The 20,303-nt window shown below is 34.6% G+C and carries 22 protein-coding genes; 11 read left to right on the forward strand and 11 right to left on the reverse strand.

The window, feature by feature from the left end; translation table 11 throughout:
* Window positions 1–433: 433 nt before the first annotated feature.
* Together B9T27_RS06065 and B9T27_RS06070 are read right to left on the reverse strand one after the other, a co-directional pair.
* Window positions 434–1,171, reverse strand: a complete 738-nt coding sequence (locus B9T27_RS06065) for a histidine phosphatase family protein (RefSeq protein WP_086205961.1) — start codon at window positions 1,169–1,171, stop codon at window positions 434–436.
* Window positions 1,172–1,235: 64 nt separating this feature from the next.
* Window positions 1,236–2,087: a 3'(2'),5'-bisphosphate nucleotidase CysQ family protein gene (locus B9T27_RS06070; RefSeq protein ID WP_086205962.1), complete on the reverse strand. Its 852-nt coding sequence runs from the start codon at window positions 2,085–2,087 to the stop codon at window positions 1,236–1,238.
* Between the two features lie 488 nt (window positions 2,088–2,575).
* Between B9T27_RS06070 and B9T27_RS06075 the strand changes: the two genes are divergently transcribed.
* Together B9T27_RS06075 and B9T27_RS06080 are read left to right on the forward strand one after the other, a co-directional pair.
* Window positions 2,576–2,785: a cold-shock protein gene (locus B9T27_RS06075; protein WP_143222566.1), complete on the forward strand. Its 210-nt coding sequence runs from the start codon at window positions 2,576–2,578 to the stop codon at window positions 2,783–2,785.
* A 925-nt stretch (window positions 2,786–3,710) separates the two neighbouring features.
* Window positions 3,711–4,079: a YcgJ family protein gene (locus B9T27_RS06080; RefSeq protein WP_416224390.1), complete on the forward strand. Its 369-nt coding sequence runs from the start codon at window positions 3,711–3,713 to the stop codon at window positions 4,077–4,079.
* A 1,225-nt stretch (window positions 4,080–5,304) separates the two neighbouring features.
* Here B9T27_RS06080 and B9T27_RS06085 read toward each other — a convergent pair.
* Together B9T27_RS06085 and B9T27_RS06090 are read right to left on the reverse strand one after the other, a co-directional pair.
* Window positions 5,305–5,769: a hypothetical protein gene (locus B9T27_RS06085; protein WP_086205964.1), complete on the reverse strand. Its 465-nt coding sequence runs from the start codon at window positions 5,767–5,769 to the stop codon at window positions 5,305–5,307.
* 547 nt (window positions 5,770–6,316) lie between these two features.
* Window positions 6,317–6,586 (reverse strand): hypothetical protein, encoded by a 270-nt coding sequence (locus B9T27_RS06090; RefSeq protein WP_086205965.1) that lies wholly within the window; start codon window positions 6,584–6,586, stop codon window positions 6,317–6,319.
* A 324-nt stretch (window positions 6,587–6,910) separates the two neighbouring features.
* Here B9T27_RS06090 and B9T27_RS06095 point away from each other — a divergent pair, with 324 nt between their 5' ends.
* Entirely contained in the window at window positions 6,911–7,360 is a 450-nt protein-coding gene (locus B9T27_RS06095; protein WP_086205966.1) for a universal stress protein, read from the forward strand.
* A gap of 100 nt (window positions 7,361–7,460) precedes the next feature.
* Here the strand turns inward: B9T27_RS06095 and B9T27_RS06100 are convergent, their stop codons facing one another.
* The gene (locus B9T27_RS06100) at window positions 7,461–7,745 is read right to left on the reverse strand and encodes a hypothetical protein (RefSeq protein WP_086205967.1); all 285 of its coding nucleotides are present in this window, start codon (window positions 7,743–7,745) and stop codon (window positions 7,461–7,463) included.
* A gap of 221 nt (window positions 7,746–7,966) precedes the next feature.
* Here B9T27_RS06100 and B9T27_RS06105 point away from each other — a divergent pair, with 221 nt between their 5' ends.
* Both B9T27_RS06105 and B9T27_RS06110 read left to right on the forward strand, forming a co-directional pair.
* Window positions 7,967–8,416, forward strand: coding sequence for a universal stress protein (locus B9T27_RS06105; RefSeq protein ID WP_086205968.1), 450 nt, complete (start codon window positions 7,967–7,969; stop codon window positions 8,414–8,416).
* A 41-nt stretch (window positions 8,417–8,457) separates the two neighbouring features.
* On the forward strand, window positions 8,458–8,901 hold the full coding sequence (locus B9T27_RS06110; protein ID WP_086205969.1) for a universal stress protein: 444 nt from the start codon (window positions 8,458–8,460) through the stop codon (window positions 8,899–8,901).
* Between the two features lie 69 nt (window positions 8,902–8,970).
* Here B9T27_RS06110 and B9T27_RS06115 read toward each other — a convergent pair whose 3' ends face one another.
* Both B9T27_RS06115 and B9T27_RS06120 read right to left on the reverse strand, forming a co-directional pair.
* The gene (locus tag B9T27_RS06115) at window positions 8,971–9,207 is read right to left on the reverse strand and encodes a hypothetical protein (protein ID WP_086205970.1); all 237 of its coding nucleotides are present in this window, start codon (window positions 9,205–9,207) and stop codon (window positions 8,971–8,973) included.
* A gap of 253 nt (window positions 9,208–9,460) precedes the next feature.
* Window positions 9,461–10,210: a hypothetical protein gene (locus tag B9T27_RS06120; RefSeq protein WP_086205971.1), complete on the reverse strand. Its 750-nt coding sequence runs from the start codon at window positions 10,208–10,210 to the stop codon at window positions 9,461–9,463.
* A 311-nt stretch (window positions 10,211–10,521) separates the two neighbouring features.
* Here B9T27_RS06120 and B9T27_RS06125 point away from each other — a divergent pair, with 311 nt between their 5' ends.
* The gene (locus B9T27_RS06125; protein WP_086205972.1) at window positions 10,522–10,998 is read left to right on the forward strand and encodes a hypothetical protein; all 477 of its coding nucleotides are present in this window, start codon (window positions 10,522–10,524) and stop codon (window positions 10,996–10,998) included.
* Between the two features lie 62 nt (window positions 10,999–11,060).
* On the opposite strand, the gene aroC is transcribed toward B9T27_RS06125, so the two are convergent.
* The 3 genes from aroC to B9T27_RS06140 form a co-directional block, all read right to left on the reverse strand.
* Window positions 11,061–12,155: a chorismate synthase gene (gene aroC / locus B9T27_RS06130; protein ID WP_086205973.1), complete on the reverse strand. Its 1,095-nt coding sequence runs from the start codon at window positions 12,153–12,155 to the stop codon at window positions 11,061–11,063.
* A gap of 12 nt (window positions 12,156–12,167) precedes the next feature.
* A complete protein-coding gene (gene prmB, locus B9T27_RS06135) occupies window positions 12,168–13,178 on the reverse strand; it encodes a 50S ribosomal protein L3 N(5)-glutamine methyltransferase (RefSeq protein ID WP_086205974.1) in 1,011 nt (336 codons plus the stop codon).
* A 94-nt stretch (window positions 13,179–13,272) separates the two neighbouring features.
* Window positions 13,273–13,662 (reverse strand): lysozyme inhibitor LprI family protein, encoded by a 390-nt coding sequence (locus B9T27_RS06140; protein WP_086205975.1) that lies wholly within the window; start codon window positions 13,660–13,662, stop codon window positions 13,273–13,275.
* A gap of 314 nt (window positions 13,663–13,976) precedes the next feature.
* On the opposite strand from B9T27_RS06140, the gene B9T27_RS06145 reads away from it, so the two are divergent.
* The 5 genes from B9T27_RS06145 (at window position 13,977) to B9T27_RS06165 (ending at window position 19,152) form a co-directional block, all read left to right on the forward strand.
* Window positions 13,977–14,282, forward strand: coding sequence for a hypothetical protein (locus tag B9T27_RS06145; protein ID WP_086205976.1), 306 nt, complete (start codon window positions 13,977–13,979; stop codon window positions 14,280–14,282).
* Between the two features lie 147 nt (window positions 14,283–14,429).
* On the forward strand, window positions 14,430–15,803 hold the full coding sequence (locus B9T27_RS06150) for an ABC1 kinase family protein (RefSeq protein ID WP_086205977.1): 1,374 nt from the start codon (window positions 14,430–14,432) through the stop codon (window positions 15,801–15,803).
* Window positions 15,804–16,042: 239 nt separating this feature from the next.
* Window positions 16,043–17,338: an acyl-CoA dehydrogenase family protein gene (locus B9T27_RS06155; protein WP_086205978.1), complete on the forward strand. Its 1,296-nt coding sequence runs from the start codon at window positions 16,043–16,045 to the stop codon at window positions 17,336–17,338.
* Window positions 17,339–17,367: 29 nt separating this feature from the next.
* The gene (locus B9T27_RS06160) at window positions 17,368–18,567 is read left to right on the forward strand and encodes an acyl-CoA dehydrogenase family protein (protein ID WP_086205979.1); all 1,200 of its coding nucleotides are present in this window, start codon (window positions 17,368–17,370) and stop codon (window positions 18,565–18,567) included.
* Window positions 18,568–18,666: 99 nt separating this feature from the next.
* Window positions 18,667–19,152 (forward strand): GNAT family N-acetyltransferase, encoded by a 486-nt coding sequence (locus tag B9T27_RS06165; RefSeq protein WP_086205980.1) that lies wholly within the window; start codon window positions 18,667–18,669, stop codon window positions 19,150–19,152.
* A 101-nt stretch (window positions 19,153–19,253) separates the two neighbouring features.
* On the opposite strand, the gene B9T27_RS06170 is transcribed toward B9T27_RS06165, so the two are convergent.
* Window positions 19,254–20,303 carry a fimbrial protein gene (locus tag B9T27_RS06170; protein ID WP_086205981.1) on the reverse strand — a complete coding sequence of 350 codons (1,050 nt, stop codon included), beginning with the start codon at window positions 20,301–20,303 and terminating at the stop codon, window positions 19,254–19,256.

The following is a 20,303-nucleotide window of genomic DNA, read 5'->3' on the forward strand; positions in this document are numbered from 1 at the left end:
AGAAAGTCAACTGGTTTTGTTTAACTTATTTTCTAATAAATCATTTTTTAATCAAACTTTAAAATCTCATTCAGAAATCTTAACAACTCAATCAACTTATTGATTTATCAGAGGTTTTGTTTAACATCACCGCCGATGGATACGCATTATAGGGGAAAAAATTTCCTACGCAACCCCTTTCTTTAATTAATTTATTCAAATGGTGGTTTTTTCTACCATTTCGCTAAAAAACTGCATTTTTATTCTATTTTTTAATCATTTTTATAAAAAAATTTCACATATTTCATATTTCATGCAGGTATTTTTTATTATTCAGATCTATCAAGGCCCTTTGTAGCTAGTCGATAGTTATAACCTATTATTTTTTTAACCTAGCTTCAAATGCCCTACTCTTCTTTCTTTGAAGCTGAAATAACGTTAGATAAAATATTCATTATTTTTCTAATTTTTGAAACTCACGAATAGAAAGTTCATTGACCTGTCCACGCCAAATCCACTTTAAATGACTCTCAATGAAACTTTCACCCTCAAACCAAACAAATAAACCCTCCATCATTTCAGGCCAATCCTTCCGATCAATTTGATTACGCCCAGAAATCACAGCAATAATTGCAGCCAAAATAGTATCGTGACTTACTGCAAGACTTAATCCATTGACATTTTTTGGGTGTGTATCATAGATTAGCTCTAATACATCCACTACACCATGAATAGGATGTTTCATTCCCGGCAAAGCATTATTTATAAAACTATTGATAAAACCCAATGCCCCCTGTTGACGAAAATAAGGTGCCGCTTGCTTAATATCTAAAACAAAGCTACCTGGTTCAACCAATAAGCCCTTTTCGACAATTTCAATATGATGAGTATTATTTTCAAGAGAAATATAGTCGGCACCTTGAATCATCAGAGCCGCAGTATCGACACAACGTTGAATAGGACTTGAAATACAATGCTGAATAATACGATCCGTATGATTAATCAAATAAGCACCCCAAGCTTGCGCTAAATCGCGCCCTTGTGATGTAAGTTGTAAATCATAGCCCGCCAATCCCTGACCATTCACGATTTCACGTATCGAATGACGTGTAAATAAAGTCACAGGTGTCTTAGCATCAGGCAATAAATCAATTGCTTTCAGCATACTTTTAGGCAATAACTCAAGTGCCATATCAACTCAATCTAATATTTCAAATGCATCCCTACTATAAACAGGTAGAAAGAGACACACAATCTCACAACATCATGTTGCTTAAAGCATCAACAGCAATTTTTTGACTTACTTGATCTCGAAATGCAATAAAACCTTTATTTAACACAGTATCTCGTTGATTGTAGCTAAATGGTGCCAACTCTAAACTCACCAATCCCCCACCAATACTTTCCAACAAACCTTGTCCTGAACTGGTATCCCATTCTGAAGTTGGATGAAAACGCGGATAAATGTCAATTTCCCCCTCAAGCATCATACAAAACTTATAAGCGCTACCTGCTTCACGACGAGTTACTGGATGGTATTGTTCAAGATAAGTAATATATTGCTGATATTTAGGGTTGTTACTACTATGACTCAATCCAACTTGAATCGGCTCTGAAGCCATAGCATTTCCTCCACTATACCGCTCCCAAGTTTTTTCTCTAAATGTATACTTATAGGGCAATTCAGTTAAATACCCCAGATACATATTTTTTTTTGTAGGAACAACAATAATAGACAATACGGTTTGATGATCTTGGATCAGACTTAAATTAATAGTGAATTCATCACGCTGATGAATAAACTCTTTAGTACCATCCAAAGGATCCAGCATCCAGCAGACATTCCATTCATGACGCTTTGAATAATCACTTTCTTCCGAAATCACAGGAATATCTGGTGTAATGATCGCCAGTTGTTCAAGCAAATATGCATTTACTTTTAAATCTGCTTGTGTCACAGGAGAATGATCATCTTTTTTATCAATATTAAACTCGCTTCCTGCACAGTAATTTTGGTACTCATCTAACAAAATCTGACTAGCTTGAGTCAAGATTGGAACTAATTGTAAAATTTGCCGATCTTGTGGCACGGATGTTGTAATAAACATTGACTAAACCTACTTTGCGTTCACTTTAGATATAAAGCCTTATTTTTTTCTAAATTTAGACTGCTAAGGTACTTATATGCAACTGATTTATAAAAAATCCAATTTAAGCATATCAAAATAATACTCGGCATCAGTTAAAGCCCTAAATAGGAAATAATGACTGAGCAGAGTGCAATACATGAAAGAAGACAAATCATGCTGGAATCCTTGGTAAGTAGATTACTAGCAACACTCAAAATTTACTGAGTAAAATAAAAGAAAATCTGAAAAATCATAAATTACATAAAAAACTAAATTAATAGTTTGTATATTTATTTATTTCATGTATTATAACGCCTGACTACAAAATAGTTTTGTTTCAGTAAATCTTATAGTATTTTCGCAGTTTTATTCATAATCCTTCGTTTTTCAGATTTTATGTTCCACTCTATTTCCATGTTAACTATTGGTCAATAGACCCAAATTTTTTAGATTATTAGGATATTATTATGTCTAACACTGTTAAAGGTACTGTTAAGTGGTTCAACGAAACTAAAGGTTTTGGTTTCATTCAACAAGAATCAGGTCCAGACGTTTTTGCTCATTTCAGCGAAATCTCAAGCTCAGGTTTCAAAACTTTGCTTGAAGGTCAGCAAGTAGAATTTACTGTTGGTCAAGGTCAAAAAGGCCCTACAGCGACTAACATCGTTGTTCTATAATTTGAATTATATCTATTCTAAATAGATGATTCAAATAGAAAAAAGCACCTTTAAGGTGCTTTTTTTACACTCTCAACTTACACAATATCCATTTATTTGAAAATATGAACCTCTTACCTATTTATAGCGTAACTAATTCCCCAAAACTACCAACCACCGTCATTCCAACGAATAAAGCATTTCTCTTTCAACCATCAATCACCCAAGACTTAATGTATTATAATTTTAAAAATAGAATATTGATAAAATAATGTATATATAATCTCTATCGGAACAGATGAAACCGATCCTATTTTTTGATATAAACCATCAACAACTACTAGATTTATTGTGTTTTTTAATTTCTTTTATTTTTCTGCGCTAGTTTTATACAGCTTAAATAACGAATCCTAAAGTGACCCCAACAACTATAAATTAAGAAACTTTCCATCATTTTAGCAATATCTAAAAATGAAGCCATTACAGTGCGCTGATTGCTGTAATGGCTTCAATTACAATATTGATGCTTATAATAAATTTTCAAGATTTTTGCATAAGCTGTATTGCGTTAGTTTCATAAAATCTGAATTAAAAATAATTTATAGATAAAGGTAATCCTAATTACATGAATAAAAACAAGGAAATAATATTCATTCAGAAAATTAAAATTGGCTCAATTATATGGTTAACAACCTCACTTTTCTCTCAACATTCCATATCTGATTACCTTAACCTTCGGTCTAGAGCTGATTTTATTAGCTAGAATTTAGTTTACTTGTTATTTAGCAGATTGATACTTCAGACCCAAGCAGAGAAAGACAGTGCTGATAAAATAGTATTTGATTTAAAAGAACAGCTTTTAAAATATCTAGATGAATACCTCTACTTTTAAGATCGATGTATAGTAGCAACTATCTATTACGCAACTTATTTTTAAGGAGATAATTTGAAAACATTATTAAGCTTATCATTTATGGTTTTAGTATTGATGGGATGTCAATCATTCTCTTCAAAACAACCAAACAGTACAATGGAAATAGATTTAAAAAATCCAGAAAAAAAGGTTTTGTGCGACAAGTATATTTGTGCAAATTCAGAAGGTGTTTCTAAAGAATTGACCATCAAATATCTAGGTCAAAAACAAGCTGATCGCATTTTTTCTCAAGGCGAATTTGATAAGACTCAGTTTACATTTGAGAATGGTATTTTCTGTGATACCAATACAAAGACATGTCATGTCGATCGTTACTACAATGAACGTGGCAAACACAGTGCTATTGCCCCAAAGTATACTTCTGCATTATTCGGTAAATAGCCAAAAATTAATATTTAAAAAGACATCTTCAAAGTGTCTTTTTAAATATTCAGAATCATATGATGAAAATTATCTACAGGAAGTATATTGCGCACAATCAATTTCCCATTACCTCTTGGAGAGGAACTATTGAAATAGTTGATTATTACTTTCATCTCCACAGGCAGTCAACTCAAGTGCAATGAGACACATAGCTACCCTAATATTAGTTACCTTATAAATCTGTCTTCCCGACATAATTCCTATTAGCTCATTCAATGTTAAGTTATGTGGCTTAGAATAAGTTGTCACTCAGAAAACTCTCTCTACAATGACTCACTACTTCAGGATTAATAGTTAATCAAAATTATCCTTAACTTGAAGGATTTCTTAAGTAAGTCTTTTAGACTTCCACTGATTAACCAACCTATGCAACATCGCTTGACCTACTTTGACCCAAATATCAAATTAATTTAAATATATTGATATGTTATCTCAGTTGACCTTAAATGATATTTGTTAAAATATTTATGTCATTATAAGTTCCTAAAAAGAACTGATAATAATAAAAATAATTCAAATCGATGAAAAAAATCAGAAATAAAAGTTAAGTTACCGCCTGAGAAAGTATTCGATATTTTTACTGGTCTTGAAAGCTACAAGAAAGTCCCAATTGTTTTAAGTACAGAATTAATTAAAACAAGGTGATTCACACTCTTCGTACGGTAAAAATGCAATCCGAAAATTAGCTTTCTTTCTGGTTCATTAAAAGAAGTTGTGACAGTTGTACAATACTCTCTATGGGATTATTTATTCTTAGGATGACCACTTCCAATGCAACATATGGGTGGTAGAATGCAGTTTACCTGTGTGGAAAATGGCACGTTAGTTACTTGGTCAACAAGTTATAAATTCCAATCATCTTCCAAGGATTCTATCCAAAACAATTGAGACTATAAATAAAGGGTTTTACTTTATGTCAGCAAAAGTATTATCTAAAATTGCATTAAAAAATATGGTTAAGACTCAAATTACTGCTGATAATTTCTTAATTCAATCGTAAGAAACTCATTACTAGAAAATTGCATAGAAATATTTGTGAATTAAAGTAACTGATGCTCGGATCTATTGGTACTTATGAAAAGCCTTAATAACTAATCAAAAGTATCAATCTACTTAATTTTTAATAGGTATTTGAAAACCACCTCATTGGATGGTTTTCATAGAAAAACTAGTAGAAATAATATTATTTATAAACACTCATAAATTGTTCATATATAGATGCTTTTTTCCCATCTTTATATACATAACGAGAAATCACACCTTTATCAGTATAAATATTCATTGTTATTTGATTTGATCCACTTAAGTCATTCATCAAACCAACTGGCGCGACAAAAATATTACGTGATCTATTGGCTCCAAAAGCAAAATCTTGTTCAGTTTTTCCAATCATATCGAAAGCATAAGATTTTTTCCCATTTTCAAATGTTACTTTTTCAATTTCATACTTATTATAAATGTCATTTAAACTAACCCTAACTTTAAGAATATCTTTTCGGTCTTGATTCCAAATGACAGTCACGATTGGACAAAGTTCATTGGGTTTACAAATTAACAAACCTTTAGTTTCAACGTCTTCTGTTTTTTGTGTTGTTGCACAACCTGTTATTACAAAACAACTAAGAATCAGCACTGCAATTTTTTTCATATTAAAGGCTTCCTATTCTAAATAATATAATGAACGAATTAATATCTAAAAATTAAATACTAGAGTGACTAAAATGATGAGTTCGCCTGACTAACATGAAAACCCTTACTTGTTCGTCACTCAGTTCTAATTTATGTTTGACTATGATTATATATTGTAATAACAAAAAATGTGATATTCCATCAACTACTTGGATACTCCTTATCACAAAATAAATAATTTGCGTAACACTACTCACCTATCAAGACTACTTTCTCTCATACATTCAGCATGATCAAAAACTACAGAATAACTTTCATTGATTAATTTTATTGTAATCTGCTTAAAGAACACACTCTTTTTATTTTTATAAAATAAAGCAATCGCTATTTGTTTTAACTTAATTAACCATAAAAAGTCCGTAGCACTGTACGGACTTTTTTAGATCGATATATGATAAATACATACTTTATATTTATAGCTTAAAAGTAACGAGATCTCATTACTTTTAAATATAAAATATATGATCTATTTCTAAGATAAAATTAACTATGACTCTCAAGGTAAATTAATTCACCTGTCCTAATGCCCACGCTAAGAAATCATCTTTATTGGTAAACTCTGGCGCTTTCATACCATTAATTTTCCTTACAATACCACCAAATGAGCCAATATAGGTAGAATGATTTTCCATCACGATTCTTTCCGAATCCTTATCTTTCATTACATCCAAAAAAGCTTTCAATTTCTCATGCTGGCTTAAGTCTCTGTATTCTGGTCGTTCTATTAAGTAATAATATACTTGTTCTACAACATGTTTTTGATTAGATAAATTCATACCTGCCTCATTTTCATTTTTAATTATAAAGCTTGCACATTTTAAAGATAATGCGTCTCAATCGTATTTTAAACAAAAACTACACGATCACTCAATGACTTTTTTTAACATTCGGTAAATTATTTTAATTCTGAGATATTTTAAATATATAAAGATCGATTTCTTGAGCAGTTTTAGAATCTATTAAATAAGCGACTTATACCACAAAATAATTCATTTTTTGCCTAATAAAACAATAAACTCACACAAAATCTACCGTACACTAGATGTGAGTAATGCTATATTTAAAGAAGATAAAGAATCTGGTAATAAGAGGGAAATCTCATGAATTACCAACACATTCTTGTTGCTGTTGATGAATCTGCTGTATCGCTTGCCGCAGCTGAACAAGCAATGATCTTAGCAAAAGCACTGCAAAGTAAAGTTACGCTAGTCAGCGTTGTTTCTATGGATCCTTTAAGTAGTATTAGTTTCTATGGAAAAGCACCTCGTTCAATGGATTACTATTCCGAAGCAGAAGAACACGCAAAGAATATATTAACCGCTTTAAAACTTAAATTTACCAACAAAGGGATTGATACCGAGACTAAAATTCTTGGAAATCTATCTGAAAGTCATGCAATTAGCGAGCTAGCAGATGAGTTAAATGTTGATTTAATTGTCATGGGTTCACATGGGCGTACAGGTTTTAAAAAATTAGCTTTAGGTAGCATTGCTCAAGATGTACTGACATTAAGCCATGTACCTGTGTTAATTGTAAAACATACACAATAATATGATATACATTCTTAAAAAAACCCACGCTTTGTTGGTTTTTTTAAGAATCACGACTTACGAAGAATAATAAAATTAATATAGGTACTTATTAAGCTGACTAAACTGTCATTTCAGTTTTAAAATAAGGATGACTAGAGCGATATACGCTTAATATTGTTAATTCTTTTTTTAAAAAAAGTTCTGACTCTTGTTCCCAAGTCGGCTTGCCACTGTAAAAATCAGTATTATTCACCGTCCAATCTGATACTAAGCCATAGATAAACGAATTATCGGCAAAAACTAATTTCGATTTATTGCTGGTTTCACTCTTAAAAACTTTATGCGTCGGCAAGGAACCAAACACATGAAAACAAGTATACAAATATTGATAATTAAGACTCATAGCGCAAATTCTCTCCCACTAACGATACTATAACAGTAAAGCCACCTCACCATTCATGCTAAATTACAGCAAAATACCATAAATTTATTATGGTTATTTTTATTACCCTAATAACTCCTACAAATGCATCAAAAATGTTAATGAATTCAAATTGCGAGCTGCATCATGATGTGTTATCAATAAGCATAAGAATTAAATACGATACGCAAAGGATAAAAACCATGTCATATAAACATATTTTAATTCCAGTTGATGACTCTCCTATCTCTTATGCAGCGATTGAACATGCTGAAAAACTTGCGAAAGCCTTTGGTAGTAAAGTTACGGTCATGAGTGTAATTGCATTAGATCCATTTACAGGCGTAGATTTTTATAAGGTCGCTCCTGCTGTTACCCAATACATTCTTGAAGCAGAAGCCAATGCCGAAGGCCGCTTAAAAGATATTCAAGAAACTCTAAGCCATCACGGTATTGATGTTGATACTAAAATCATTCGAGAAGTTCCGACAGCGACAGGAATTTTAAATATTGCGGATGAAATTAATGTAGATCTTATCGTTATGGGCTCTCATGGTCGTACAGGCTTGAAAAAACTGTTTTTAGGTAGCGTGGCTCAAGAAGTACTCACGATTAGTCCTATCCCCATACTCATCGTCAAACAATCAAACTAAATTAGCTTAAATTTTATTCTTAATCATGCAGGATATTGACCATGTCATACCAAAATATTTTAGTTCCCATTGATGGTTCAGAAATTTCACTCTCAGCTGCTAAGCATGCAGCCGAAATTGCCAAAGCACTCGGTAGTCAATTAACGGCGATTAGTATCGTATCAGAAGACCCATTTTCAGCTGCAGATTTTTATTACAGTCCAGATATGCTAAAAGATTATATTCTTGAGGCCTATAAAAGTGCTGAAGAAGCACTAGAAAAAGTCAAGACTATTGGTTCTGAAGTCGGGATCAGCATCAATACGCAAGTGATTAAAGGTCCAGTTTTTGCCGAAACTATTTCCGAGACTGCTGAAAAGTTAGGCACAGATCTGATTGTGATGGGTTCACATGGTCGTAAAGGCTTTAAAAAGTTTCTTCTCGGTAGTTTTGCACAAGATGTTTTAGGGAATACGCATATTCCTGTGCTGGTGATTAAACAATAAAGTCTGAGCTCGTGAATATAAAACCCACGAAATGTGGGTTTTATTAACTTTCATAATAATAAATATTATTTACTCATGAATGGCGATCACTTTAATCAAAATCGTTTGTGACTCTTCAAAATCATCAAAAATTTGCTTACGCGTTAACTCTTTAGACTTCACTTTAAAATCATGGTTTTGATAATGAATAACGGAAGGAATTTCATCAAAATACTGACTCCCAACATCAAGTGTCTCTTCAAATAATGGTGTACCAAGCTGATATTCTTTACTTTTTAAGACAACATATTTAACTGTTGTTTTCATGGTTCACACTCCTTTTTCACATACACTTTATTTTTATTTATATCATCTTTTTAGTTCTATAAAAGAATTAAATGCTCCACTTTGCATAATATTCCTACAAATAATACTAAAAAATAAGTCAGCAAATAATTTTAGTAGCTAAAATTAACTCTCAGCAGATTGATGAACGACATAAAGTCACTTCATCTTGCCCTTTATAAAAGTGGTACAGATCTTTCAAATAGCGTGTACTTTAATTCTCAAGATCAGTTGCCTACTTTTTCGGTACTCGATTTGATAAACCGACACAAATTGTAATTAACACCAGTAAAATGAACGATGCAGTAAATCGACTCAAAGCTAAACCACCATGGTCAATAGGTTTATCTAGAAAATCTCCAACCACAGCGCCTAAAGGCCGTGTTAAAACAAAGACAACCCAAAACAATAAGGTTCTAGAAATATTCGTCCACAGATACAATGCTAAAATCAGTAGAATTAAACTACCATAAAGATATATCCCCCCCGTATAACCCAAGCCCGCTGTATCTGCAGACCAATCACCTAATGCAGTACCTAACGTTTGTGAAAAGGTAATGGTTAACCAATAGAAAACTTCGACACGAGGGCGATTCACACTATGTGGAGAAATTGAACCTTCTGACTTATACCAAATCAATAATGAACCAAGTACCAACGCCAATAGAATTGTACTACCACCAACATAGCCTATCCCTAATGAGCGATCGACAAAATCAGCTAAGGTGGTTCCAACTGTCGTACTGGCAATAATAGTTGCCCAATATAAGGCTGGCTTATATGTTTTACTTGAAATTTGTAAATATAAAAATACGATAAAAATAAAAGCAAAAATAGTGGTACTTAATAAATAACCTAGGTTCAAAGACATTGACAATGCATCACCTGCCGTTTCACCGAATGTTGTGGCAAAAATTTTTGTTATCCAAAATAGCCCCGTAATTTGAGGAACTTTCACCAATGTATTTTTTAAAATTTCGTTCATCAGAAAACTCGAACTAACGTTATATTGATAGTTCAACGCCAACGCCTTAAAATCGGCTTAATCTACTTAGACAATTGAGTAACTGATGATTGAGTAAATACTAAATATTGTGAACATTTATAAATTAGAATGGCTATTATTTTTCCCATTAGAAAGAAACGAATAAGCCTAGACTCTTATGATTATTTTTCAAATCAATACAATTTTACAACGGGTTAATGATTATTCATTGTTTCATTTTTAGATATAAAAAGGTAAATTTAAACGTATTATTTACAAAGCAATAACATTCTTAAAAATAAAGGTTCTATATGAAAATCCAAATCGCTCTTATCTCAGCCTTCGTAATCTTAACAGGTTGCGCTAGCTCACAACCTTTAAAAGTCATCACAAAAGGTCCATTAATTTGTGAAGCGGATGAAGTTTGTCCAGAACTTGCAATGCGCTGGAATGAAGAAACACGAAATGGTTTCAAGATTACAACTGAAATTAATAATCCTGAACAATTTGATATTAAACAATTAGTTTTCTTGGTAGATGGTCAACCTTATGCATATTCAACCATATCACCAACAGCTTATACTACAACAGGTCATTTAAAAACCTCGACAAATTCAATTCACGTACCAGTCAGTTTCTTAAATTCATTTCGTGATGGTAAGGAAATTAACCTTAAACTTGTAACAGATAAAGGCGAAATTAACCGCCCTATTCTTAAGGCCAATGGTCAAAAGTCTTCTGCTTATGTAAGTTTCCTGAAAGGTTATACAGGACAAATGCCTCAGTAGTTTTAGAGCCTAAATAAATAAAAACCAGACATTAAGTCTGGTTTTTATTTAGAGTGATATCATTATTTCGGTTCAATTGGATTAAATGGCGCAATAACATCTGCATTCTGCGCTCGATGACGCATAAAATGATCCATCAGTACAATAGCGAGCATCGCTTCTGCAATTGGTGTTGCACGAACACCCACACATGGGTCATGACGACCTTTAGTCAGCACATCGGCATCTTCACGATTAATTGTAATCGTTTTACCTGGTGTAGTAATACTTGCTGTTGGTTTCAACGCAATAGCAACTCGAATTGTTTGACCGCTAGAAATCCCCCCGAGTATTCCTCCCGCGTGATTGGCTAAAAAGCCATCCGTGGTTAACTCATCACGGGTTTCATGACCAAACTGTGCGGCAACAGCAAAACCATCACCAATTTCAACACCTTTTACCGCATTAATACTCATCATGGCATGTGCAATGTCAGCATCTAAACGGTCAAAGACTGGCTCACCCCAACCAACGGGCACTTTTTCTGCCACAATCTCAAGCTTGGCACCACAACTGGTACCTTGTTCACGCAGAGAGGTCACAAGGGCTTCAAAACGAGAAACAGCTTCCACATCACCACAGAAAAATGGATTATTCGGTACTTCATTCCAATCTAATGTATTGGTTTTTTCAGTTCCAATTTGGGTGACATGACCACGAATAACAATACCAAATTTCTCAAAAAGATACTTTTTCGCAATACCACCGGCAGCAACACGCATTGCCGTTTCACGGGCACTAGAACGACCACCACCACGGTAATCACGAAAACCATACTTTTGGGTATAAGTATAATCAGCATGTCCTGGTCGGAAAGTTTGTGCAATATTGCCATAATCTTTCGATTTTTGATCAGTATTCCGAATCAGCAGACCAATCGATGTGCCTGTGGTTTTACCCTCGAACACACCAGAAATAATTTCCACTTCATCTGGTTCTTTACGCTGAGTCGCAAATTTAGAAGTTCCCGGTTTACGGCGATCTAAGTCTTTTTGTAAATCTGCTTCACACAGTTCGATCCCAGGCGGAACACCATCGACAATCGCCATGAGGCCGACGCCATGAGATTCACCACAAGTCGTTACACGGAAGAGTTGTCCAATACTATTACCAGCCATGTTCACAACTCCTTATGCTTGAACAGATTCTACAAATAAATCACGATACTTTCGGCATTGCTCAGCAGTTAAAGCAAAAATACCCGAACCACCTTTTTGGAATTTTAACCAGTGGAAATCAATCATATTAAAGTTTTGCTTCATCGCCCACTCAGAATTCCCCACTTCAATGATAATTAAACCATCTTCAGTCAAATAATCTGCGGCTTGCGCTAACATTTTACGTACAAGATCTAAACCATCCTGCCCCGCTGCTAATGCCAACTCAGGCTCATGTAAAAACTCAGCTGGAAGATCAGCCATATCTTCGGCATCCACATATGGAGGATTAGATACAATTAAATCATATTGATTTTCAGGCGGAATTTTAGCGAATAGATCTGATTCCATCCATGCAACTTGATACTGCATGTTGTGATGTTCAGCATTAATGTTTGCCACTTCTAAAGCTTCTTTAGAAATATCAGTAGCATCAACTTCTGACTCTGGGAACGCATATGCCAAAGCAATCGCAATACAACCTGAACCTGTGCACATATCTAAAATACGACGCGGCATTTTCGGATGAGCATTTTCAGGTAAATTATTTGTAGCTTCACGCGCTTGACTATTTTCATCTAAAAAATACGGCGCAAAGCGGTTTTGGATCAGTTCAGCAATTGGTGAGCGTGGAATTAACACACGTTCGTCAACGTAATAAGGTTTGTCACAGAAATACGCGAGATTCAACAAATACGACGTTGGTACTTTTTCATTAATACGACGTTCAAGCAGGCTAATAAATTCAGCTTTTTCACTTGGTAGTAATTTCGCATCTAAAATATCTGGATTTGCACTCCAATCCAATGCCAGTGTTTGTAAAACCAAGGCAGAGCTTTCAGCAAAAAAGTCTTCAGTACCTTGGCCTAAATGTGCATCGTATTGACGTAATGCTGAAACACCAAAGCGAATAAAATCGCGAATGGTTGTCAAATTTTCAGCGGCTTCCTGTAAATGTTCAGGGCTAATAGTCAGTTGATCCACTTAAGGCTTCTCCAAGGTCAATATTTTAAACGCTTTATGATACCTTGTTTTGCTTATATTTATAATGCTTTCGTTAGCATCAATTCAGCAACAACTAACGATAACGATAGGTTTTTTGTTCTAAAATATTGGCTTGTTGTACTGTCATTTTTAAAGCACAATTATAATATCTAGATTTATGCCCGATTGATTCTGATTTATTTTTTTCAGCACAACGCTCATCACGCAAATCAAACCATTGTTTTTGCAATTCTTTCTGAGCCTTTCTTTCATTAGCAGCGTCATATTGCGTTAACAATACATTAAAATAAGATTTTACCCGTTGATCTTGTTGTTTCAATTCATCCTGCATACACGCTGCAATATAACTCTGACTTGACCCACCCGAATTCATACATGAGGCATATTCTGAACTATACCCCATCGCAAATATTGATGTAGGCATAAAAATGCCTAAGGCTGCACCCCACAATTTATAATTCATTACTCTTCCCCAAATTTAAAACTGATTTTTATCTTGAAAATTTTTCATTCAAGTGAATTTTAAAAGAATAATCTGGAATAACAAAGCAAATGTTTTAAAAACCTTAGATGCTCAACGACACTTACATTGTTCACCCAATATCTGAGTAATGAAATTTAAACTTGATTTTCTTATTTTCCAGTAAATAGCGAATATTTGAAACTTACAATGTTAATGTAAAAATAGTACGGCTTGATTTTAAAACATTATGCCACTTGATTTCGCTCTTAACGATCATTATATACTTTACACCATTTTTAAGATTTAAAGTTTCGATGAGCTATAAGCATAATAACTTAATGGCGATGCGCCAGAATTACTGGAATGATGTACTTTCTCCAACTGTCGTTTCAGAAAAACATTATTTTCAACAAACCCTTACAGAACATGGGGTATTTGAATCCGCTTCAATTGAGGATGCTAAATACTTCTTCTTTAGTTTACCTAGTATTATTATCGTCAAAGGTTATGCTTTAGGTTTTATGGATAGCGCAGTGAAAATAATGATTGCAAAATATATTCATGACAATAAGCAAACTTTAATGCATCGCCAAGAGATTAAAATTCAATTCCGTATGTAACTTATTCACATATAAAACTTTAAATACGATTCATTGACTTTAATTTCACCGATTAATCGGTAAGTTGAACTATTTTAATACGGTCAGACCATGTAATATTCATTATTATGATTTATGTGCTCGTATTGCTTAAAGGATTTAATCTTCATGTCAGATCGGAACCAGAAGCTTAAACAGTTAAAAACCTCTTCTATGGATCGACGCTTATCAATTGCTAAAGCTTCATTGTTAGCGGGTACACGTTGGGCAGCCTCTAGTGCAGGTTCTATGTTCTCGAGTGAAGAAGAAAAAGAAAAAAAACGTAAAAAAGTACTAAAAGAACAAGCGGATTATCTTGTTTCTGAAATTGGTAAACTCAAAGGCTCAATCGTTAAGATTGGGCAAATGATGGCATTATATGGCGAACATTTTTTACCAGAAGAAATTACACAAGCGCTTAATACACTTAACAATCAAACTGTTGCCTTAGCTTGGCCTGCCATCAAAACACAATTGGTTAGCCAACTCGGTTCAAAACTAGATGATTTAACCATTGATCATGAGCCAATTGGTACTGCATCACTGGCTCAAGTACATCGTGCAACGCGTAAATCAGATGGTCTGGAAATTGTCCTTAAAGTGCAGTATCCAGGCGTCGCCGATGCCATTGATTCAGATATGAGTCTATTTAAAAATATGCTTAAGTTGACCCGAATGGTTCCACAAACTCGTGAGTTTGACCAATGGTTCGATGAAGTCAAAGAAATGATGCATCGTGAAGTCAATTATCGTGTTGAAGCCGCCACGACTCGTCGCTTTGCAGAACGTTTACATGATGACTCTCGTTACGCCGTGCCACAAATTATTAATGAATATTGTACTGACCAAGTACTTTGCATGACTTTTGAACGTGGTGTACCAATTAATAGTCCTGTTATGTTGTCACTCCCTCAAGAACGTCGTAATCAATTGGGTGAGGCATCTCTTGAAATTGCAGTACGTGAAATTTTTGAATGGGGTGAAATGCAAACCGATCCTAATTTTGGAAATTATCTGGTTCGCCTCGGAAACGGTGCAGAGATTAAAGATAAGATTATTTTGTTAGATTTCGGTGCGATTCGTCAGTTTGATGTACAACTCTTAAGCGTAGCACGTAATTTAATTAAAGCTGGTTATGATCATGATGCCGCAGCTATGGTCAATGCCATGACTGGTTATGAATTCTTTGATGCAATGCCTCTCAGTATTAAACCTGATATGGCAAAAGTCTTCTTACTGGCAACTGAAGCCTTTAGCACGCCAAGCAATAATCCAGATTTACCTGAAGGCGTGATGGATGAGCAAAATCGTTATGATTGGAAAAAAAGCCAATTGCATAGCCGCGTCATGCAACGTGCATCTAAATCTATGGCTTCACGTTATTTTAGTATTCCACCCAAAGAATTTATGTTTATTAGCCGCAAATTTATTGGTGCGTATACCTTTATGACCGTCATTGAAGCCAAAACTAATGTCCGTAAAATGATCACGCCTTTTTTATAATTTATACTCCCCAATAATCGCTTAGCGAAATAGCTCCAATTGTCATTCAAGTCAATATCCTACTTCCGTAGGATATTTTTTATTTATTAAATATTAAAAAATCAAAAACTTATACAACAAAAATCAGTCATACAACCATTTATCTTTGGTCAATCAGTTTGTCAGCTTTGACATGGTTTTTTAGCCATGAGCATGTCAGGATAATTACATACCAATACAAAAAACATAGAGTATTATAAATGGGTAATATGGCAAACAAGGCTCAAGGCTTAGGCTTAGCATTTATTACAAAATTGGCAGGCAGTGACCTACTCGATCAATTGAAACTTCGAAAGTTTGTAGAAAAATCGTTATACCAAGGCTCAAAAGTTGGCTTTAAAACATTAAGTACGACACAAAAAGTATTTAAGTCCAATACTACAGTTGGAAAGCAACGATTACCCAATCAACAAAAATCATTATTTGATTTAAATCTAACCGAAGAACAACAAATGACGACTGATGCAATGGATCAATTTGCATCAGAAATACTTTATCCTTTGGCACATAATGCAGACCATGCTGAAAAATTTCCAGCTGAACTTTGGCAACACATTACAGACCTTGGATTAAATTTTTATGCCTTACCAGAGGCTTTAGGTGGTGTTGCTTCAGAAAAAAACATTCTCAGTAATATTTTAATTGCTGAACGTTTAGCAAAAGGTGATTTTACCCTTACAGCAGGCATACTTTCGACTTTTAGTGTAATTAATGCCATTACACAATGGGGTTCAGAAGCCATTCAATCCACATATTTAAGTAGTTTTGCTGAAGATACCGAGATACACGCAACTTTTGCCATTCAAGAAGCCACGCCTGCATTTAATCCATTTAAATTAAAAACCAAAGCAACATTAAGTAACGGCCAATATTTAATTTCAGGTGAAAAAACGTTAGTCATCTTAGGTGAAACCGCAGATTTATTTTTGGTCAATGCTGAATTCAATGGATCAGCTGAAGTATTCATTGTGAAGCGTGACCCAAGTATTATCGCTAAAAAATCATCCGCAATGGGTTTAAAAGCCGCTGAAACCGTTACTTTAAAATTTGAAAATACTCCCGCTGAGCGCTTAGGCGATGAGGATTTTAATTATACCGCCTTCCTTGACCTCGGTAATTTAATGTGGTGTTCAATGGCTGTGGGTACCTGCGAAGCCGTAAAAGAATATTGCATAAAATATGCGAATGAACGAATTGCATTTGGTGAACCTATTTCGCACCGTCAAAGTGTCGCATTTATGATTGCAGATATGAGCATTGAACTTGAAGCAATGCGCATGCTGATCTTAAATGCTGCAAGCCTTGCAGAAGCTGGCCAACCTTTCCATCGTGAAGCCTATTTAGCCCGTTTACTGTGTGCTGAAAAAGCCATGAAAATTGGTACTGACGGCGTACAACTACTGGGTGGTCATGGTTTTACCAAAGAGCACCCCGTAGAACGTTGGTATCGTGATTTACGTGCCACAGCGATTTTACATTCAGGCTTACATGCTTAATCCATAATTATAAAAAAGGAATATAAATCATGAATTTACAAAATCCTAAAAAATTCAAAATACTTTTGGACCAAGCACACGAAACCGCCTTAAATGTACTCCGACCAATTTCACGTAAATATGACAAAGCAGAACATGCATATCCCAAAGAACTAAATATGTTGGCTTCTTTATTAGATGGTATGAACGATGGTGGCGATGGCATGAATGCGGGTGCTGCGGTCAATAAACGTGGTAACACCGATTCAAGCAATAAAAATGGCGTCAATATGTCCACCGCTTTGGGTGTGATTGAAATGTGCTATGGCGATACAGGTTTATTACTCTCTATGCCACGCCAAGGTTTAGGTAATTCAGCAATAGCTGCCGTTGCCAATGATGAGCAATTGGAGCGCTTTAAAGGCACTTGGGCAGCAATGGCCATCACTGAACCTGGTTGTGGCTCAGATTCAGCAGCTATACGTACAACTGCAACCAAAGACGGTGATGATTACATCCTGAATGGTGAAAAAATCTTTGTCACTTCCGGTGAACGTGCCGACTCTGTTGTGGTTTGGGCGACCCTAGATAAAAAACTGGGTAAAGCAGCCATTAAGTCATTCGTGGTACCTAAAGGTACGCTAGGGATGAAAGTGGAACGACTAGAGCATAAATTAGGGATTAAAGCTTCGGATACCGCTGCAATTAGCTTTATTGATTGCCGTGTTCCAGCTGCAAATTTATTGGGAAATCCTGAAATTGATATTGCCAAAGGTTTTGCAGGGGTTATGGAAACCTTTGACAACACTCGCCCATTAGTGGCGGCAATGGCAGTGGGTTGTGCTAAAGCCTCTTTAGAGCGGATTAAAGAGATTTTTATAGATAGTCTAGATCCAGACTACAACACACCTTATTTACAAACATCACATATTGCTGCACAAATTTATCGTATGGAGGCTGAATGGGAAGCTGCTCGCCTACTCACCATGAAAGCGACATGGATGGCAGACAATCGTAAACCAAACTCTCGTGAAGCATCGATTGCAAAAGCCAAAGCGGGACGTATTTGCAATGAAATCACACTAAAATGTGTCGAACTTGCAGCAAGTGTGGGGTATAACGAAGATGAGTTATTAGAAAAATGGGCTCGCGATTCTAAAATTTTAGATATTTTTGAAGGTACGCAACAAATTCAGCAACTGATTATTGCCCGCCGTGAATTGGGTAAATCTTCAAGTGAATTAAAATAATTTTCATCCTTTAAGATAAAATACCCTATTAGAGATGGATTTATACGGAATATCGTATTATAACAATCCATCTCTTTTTGATTTTATTACTTTATAAACATGTACCAAATTAGACTGATTCAAGCCAAAGATAATACTGAAATTGCTAATATTATTCGTCAAGTTTCTAAAGAGTTTGGTTTAGCAGCTGAATCTGGTTTTGCTGTTGCAGATCCAATTTTAGACAATCTTTATGAGGTTTATTCACAGCCCCATTCTCAATATTGGGTGGTTGAAAATGAACAAGGGACAGTTTTAGGCGGTGGTGGTATATCGCCTTTAACAGGTGATAATACGAGACTTGAAATACAAAAAATGTATTTTCTTACTGAAGTTCGCGGTTTAGGTTTTGCCAAACAAATTTTGCAAAATGGTTTTAAATTTGCACAACAAAATAAATTTCAATTTTGCTATTTAGAAACCACTAAAGATCTTTGGCAAGCTGTAAAATTGTACGAAAAATTAGGATTTGAGCATTTAAAACAACCAAAAGGTAATACAGGTCATAGTCATGCCTGCGAAATTTGGATGGAAAAGCTTTTATAAGCGTATCTTACAAACTAGTGCAGCTTCATCGAGGAGCTAGATGCAACAATTATTATCTGTAACATAATGATTAATCAAATGAATATATAAACCAATTAAATTTAGTCATAAATTAAATTGAGTACAGCTACACTTTTGACTAAACCTACAGTTACAGGCAATGTTTCGGCATAATATGCTGCTTGGAGGCTTTTAGTTACAGTTTTAGAGTTATTTAACATACCAAACGTGAACTTATTTTCTAATAATAATGGCCCTATTGGTATCGTATTATTTGAAGTGTCCGTTAATTTAATTTTAATGTTGGAACCGCCAGCCGATGCTGAAATACTATTTGTTAATACTCCATTCAAATTACTAGCAGATGAAAAATTATCAGTGATCGTTGCTGAATAGCTCGTATTAACAGCATCATTAGGACAATTTGCTGTAATAGTAAAGCTAGTAGTGCCACCTATTTGATTAGCACTGCTAAAATCGGAGCTTCGCATAGAAGGTAAGGTAATATTAGGACTATCTACAACACACGTGGATGGCGAAATTGTATAGCTTAGATTAGAAATAGTAATATTTTTATTTGCACTTACAGCTCCTCCTCCTGATGAAGTTCTTGTACCTGTAGCCGTGTAGGTACCTAAAACAATATTACTCATACTATATGTACCAGAAGTTAAGTTCGTTCCACGAATCAACACACTCACTTGCTCTAAACGCATACCTCTACTCGAGCTAGATCCAGTAAATAAGTTATATGATGTTGTAGATGAATTAACCGGATACAATGCTGCAGCATCCTGATTATCTTTAACACTGAAAGCAATATAAATTTGAGCTGGACTTGCAGCTACAGGAGTTTGTGGAGTATTGACTCTATAATATGTACGACCATTTAGATTAATGATATCTGATGTACTTAAACTTGTACCATTAATTTGAAAAGAATTAGATCCTGCATTATTACAATTATTAATGATTGTGCCATAACGATCAGGGGTCGTGGTTGCAGTAACTCTTTGATTATTCGCATTCGTTTTAAAATTACCCAAATTACTCAAAGTAAAATTAGGATTTTCAGTTCCAGTCGTATTACAAGCATTTACATCAAGTGAAAAAAATAATACGAATGAACTTAAAAGTAATGGATTTCTCAT

The sequence above is a fragment of the Acinetobacter sp. ANC 4648 genome (assembly GCF_002135345.1).
Classification (GTDB): Bacteria; Pseudomonadota; Gammaproteobacteria; order Pseudomonadales; family Moraxellaceae; genus Acinetobacter.

What these genes read in the sequence shown, in the direction of transcription:
- B9T27_RS06155 (WP_086205978.1), top strand. Translation starts at nt 16,043, where the DNA reads ATGGGTAATATGGCAAACAAGGCTCAAGGCTTAGGCTTAGCATTTATT.
- B9T27_RS06125 (WP_086205972.1), top strand. Translation starts at nt 10,522, where the DNA reads ATGAAAATCCAAATCGCTCTTATCTCAGCCTTCGTAATCTTAACAGGT.
- B9T27_RS06100 (WP_086205967.1), bottom strand. Translation starts at nt 7,745, where the DNA reads ATGAGTCTTAATTATCAATATTTGTATACTTGTTTTCATGTGTTTGGT.
- B9T27_RS06140 (WP_086205975.1), bottom strand. Translation starts at nt 13,662, where the DNA reads ATGAATTATAAATTGTGGGGTGCAGCCTTAGGCATTTTTATGCCTACA.
- B9T27_RS06165 (WP_086205980.1), top strand. Translation starts at nt 18,667, where the DNA reads ATGTACCAAATTAGACTGATTCAAGCCAAAGATAATACTGAAATTGCT.
- B9T27_RS06090 (WP_086205965.1), bottom strand. Translation starts at nt 6,586, where the DNA reads ATGAATTTATCTAATCAAAAACATGTTGTAGAACAAGTATATTATTAC.
- B9T27_RS06110 (WP_086205969.1), top strand. Translation starts at nt 8,458, where the DNA reads ATGTCATACCAAAATATTTTAGTTCCCATTGATGGTTCAGAAATTTCA.
- B9T27_RS06160 (WP_086205979.1), top strand. Translation starts at nt 17,368, where the DNA reads ATGAATTTACAAAATCCTAAAAAATTCAAAATACTTTTGGACCAAGCA.
- B9T27_RS06170 (WP_086205981.1), bottom strand. Translation starts at nt 20,303, where the DNA reads ATGAGAAATCCATTACTTTTAAGTTCATTCGTATTATTTTTTTCACTT.
- B9T27_RS06150 (WP_086205977.1), top strand. Translation starts at nt 14,430, where the DNA reads ATGTCAGATCGGAACCAGAAGCTTAAACAGTTAAAAACCTCTTCTATG.
- B9T27_RS06120 (WP_086205971.1), bottom strand. Translation starts at nt 10,210, where the DNA reads ATGAACGAAATTTTAAAAAATACATTGGTGAAAGTTCCTCAAATTACG.
- B9T27_RS06145 (WP_086205976.1), top strand. Translation starts at nt 13,977, where the DNA reads ATGAGCTATAAGCATAATAACTTAATGGCGATGCGCCAGAATTACTGG.
- aroC (WP_086205973.1), bottom strand. Translation starts at nt 12,155, where the DNA reads ATGGCTGGTAATAGTATTGGACAACTCTTCCGTGTAACGACTTGTGGT.
- B9T27_RS06115 (WP_086205970.1), bottom strand. Translation starts at nt 9,207, where the DNA reads ATGAAAACAACAGTTAAATATGTTGTCTTAAAAAGTAAAGAATATCAG.
- B9T27_RS06085 (WP_086205964.1), bottom strand. Translation starts at nt 5,769, where the DNA reads ATGAAAAAAATTGCAGTGCTGATTCTTAGTTGTTTTGTAATAACAGGT.
- B9T27_RS06095 (WP_086205966.1), top strand. Translation starts at nt 6,911, where the DNA reads ATGAATTACCAACACATTCTTGTTGCTGTTGATGAATCTGCTGTATCG.
- B9T27_RS06065 (WP_086205961.1), bottom strand. Translation starts at nt 1,171, where the DNA reads ATGGCACTTGAGTTATTGCCTAAAAGTATGCTGAAAGCAATTGATTTA.
- B9T27_RS06070 (WP_086205962.1), bottom strand. Translation starts at nt 2,087, where the DNA reads ATGTTTATTACAACATCCGTGCCACAAGATCGGCAAATTTTACAATTA.
- B9T27_RS06105 (WP_086205968.1), top strand. Translation starts at nt 7,967, where the DNA reads ATGTCATATAAACATATTTTAATTCCAGTTGATGACTCTCCTATCTCT.
- B9T27_RS06075 (WP_143222566.1), top strand. Translation starts at nt 2,576, where the DNA reads ATGTCTAACACTGTTAAAGGTACTGTTAAGTGGTTCAACGAAACTAAA.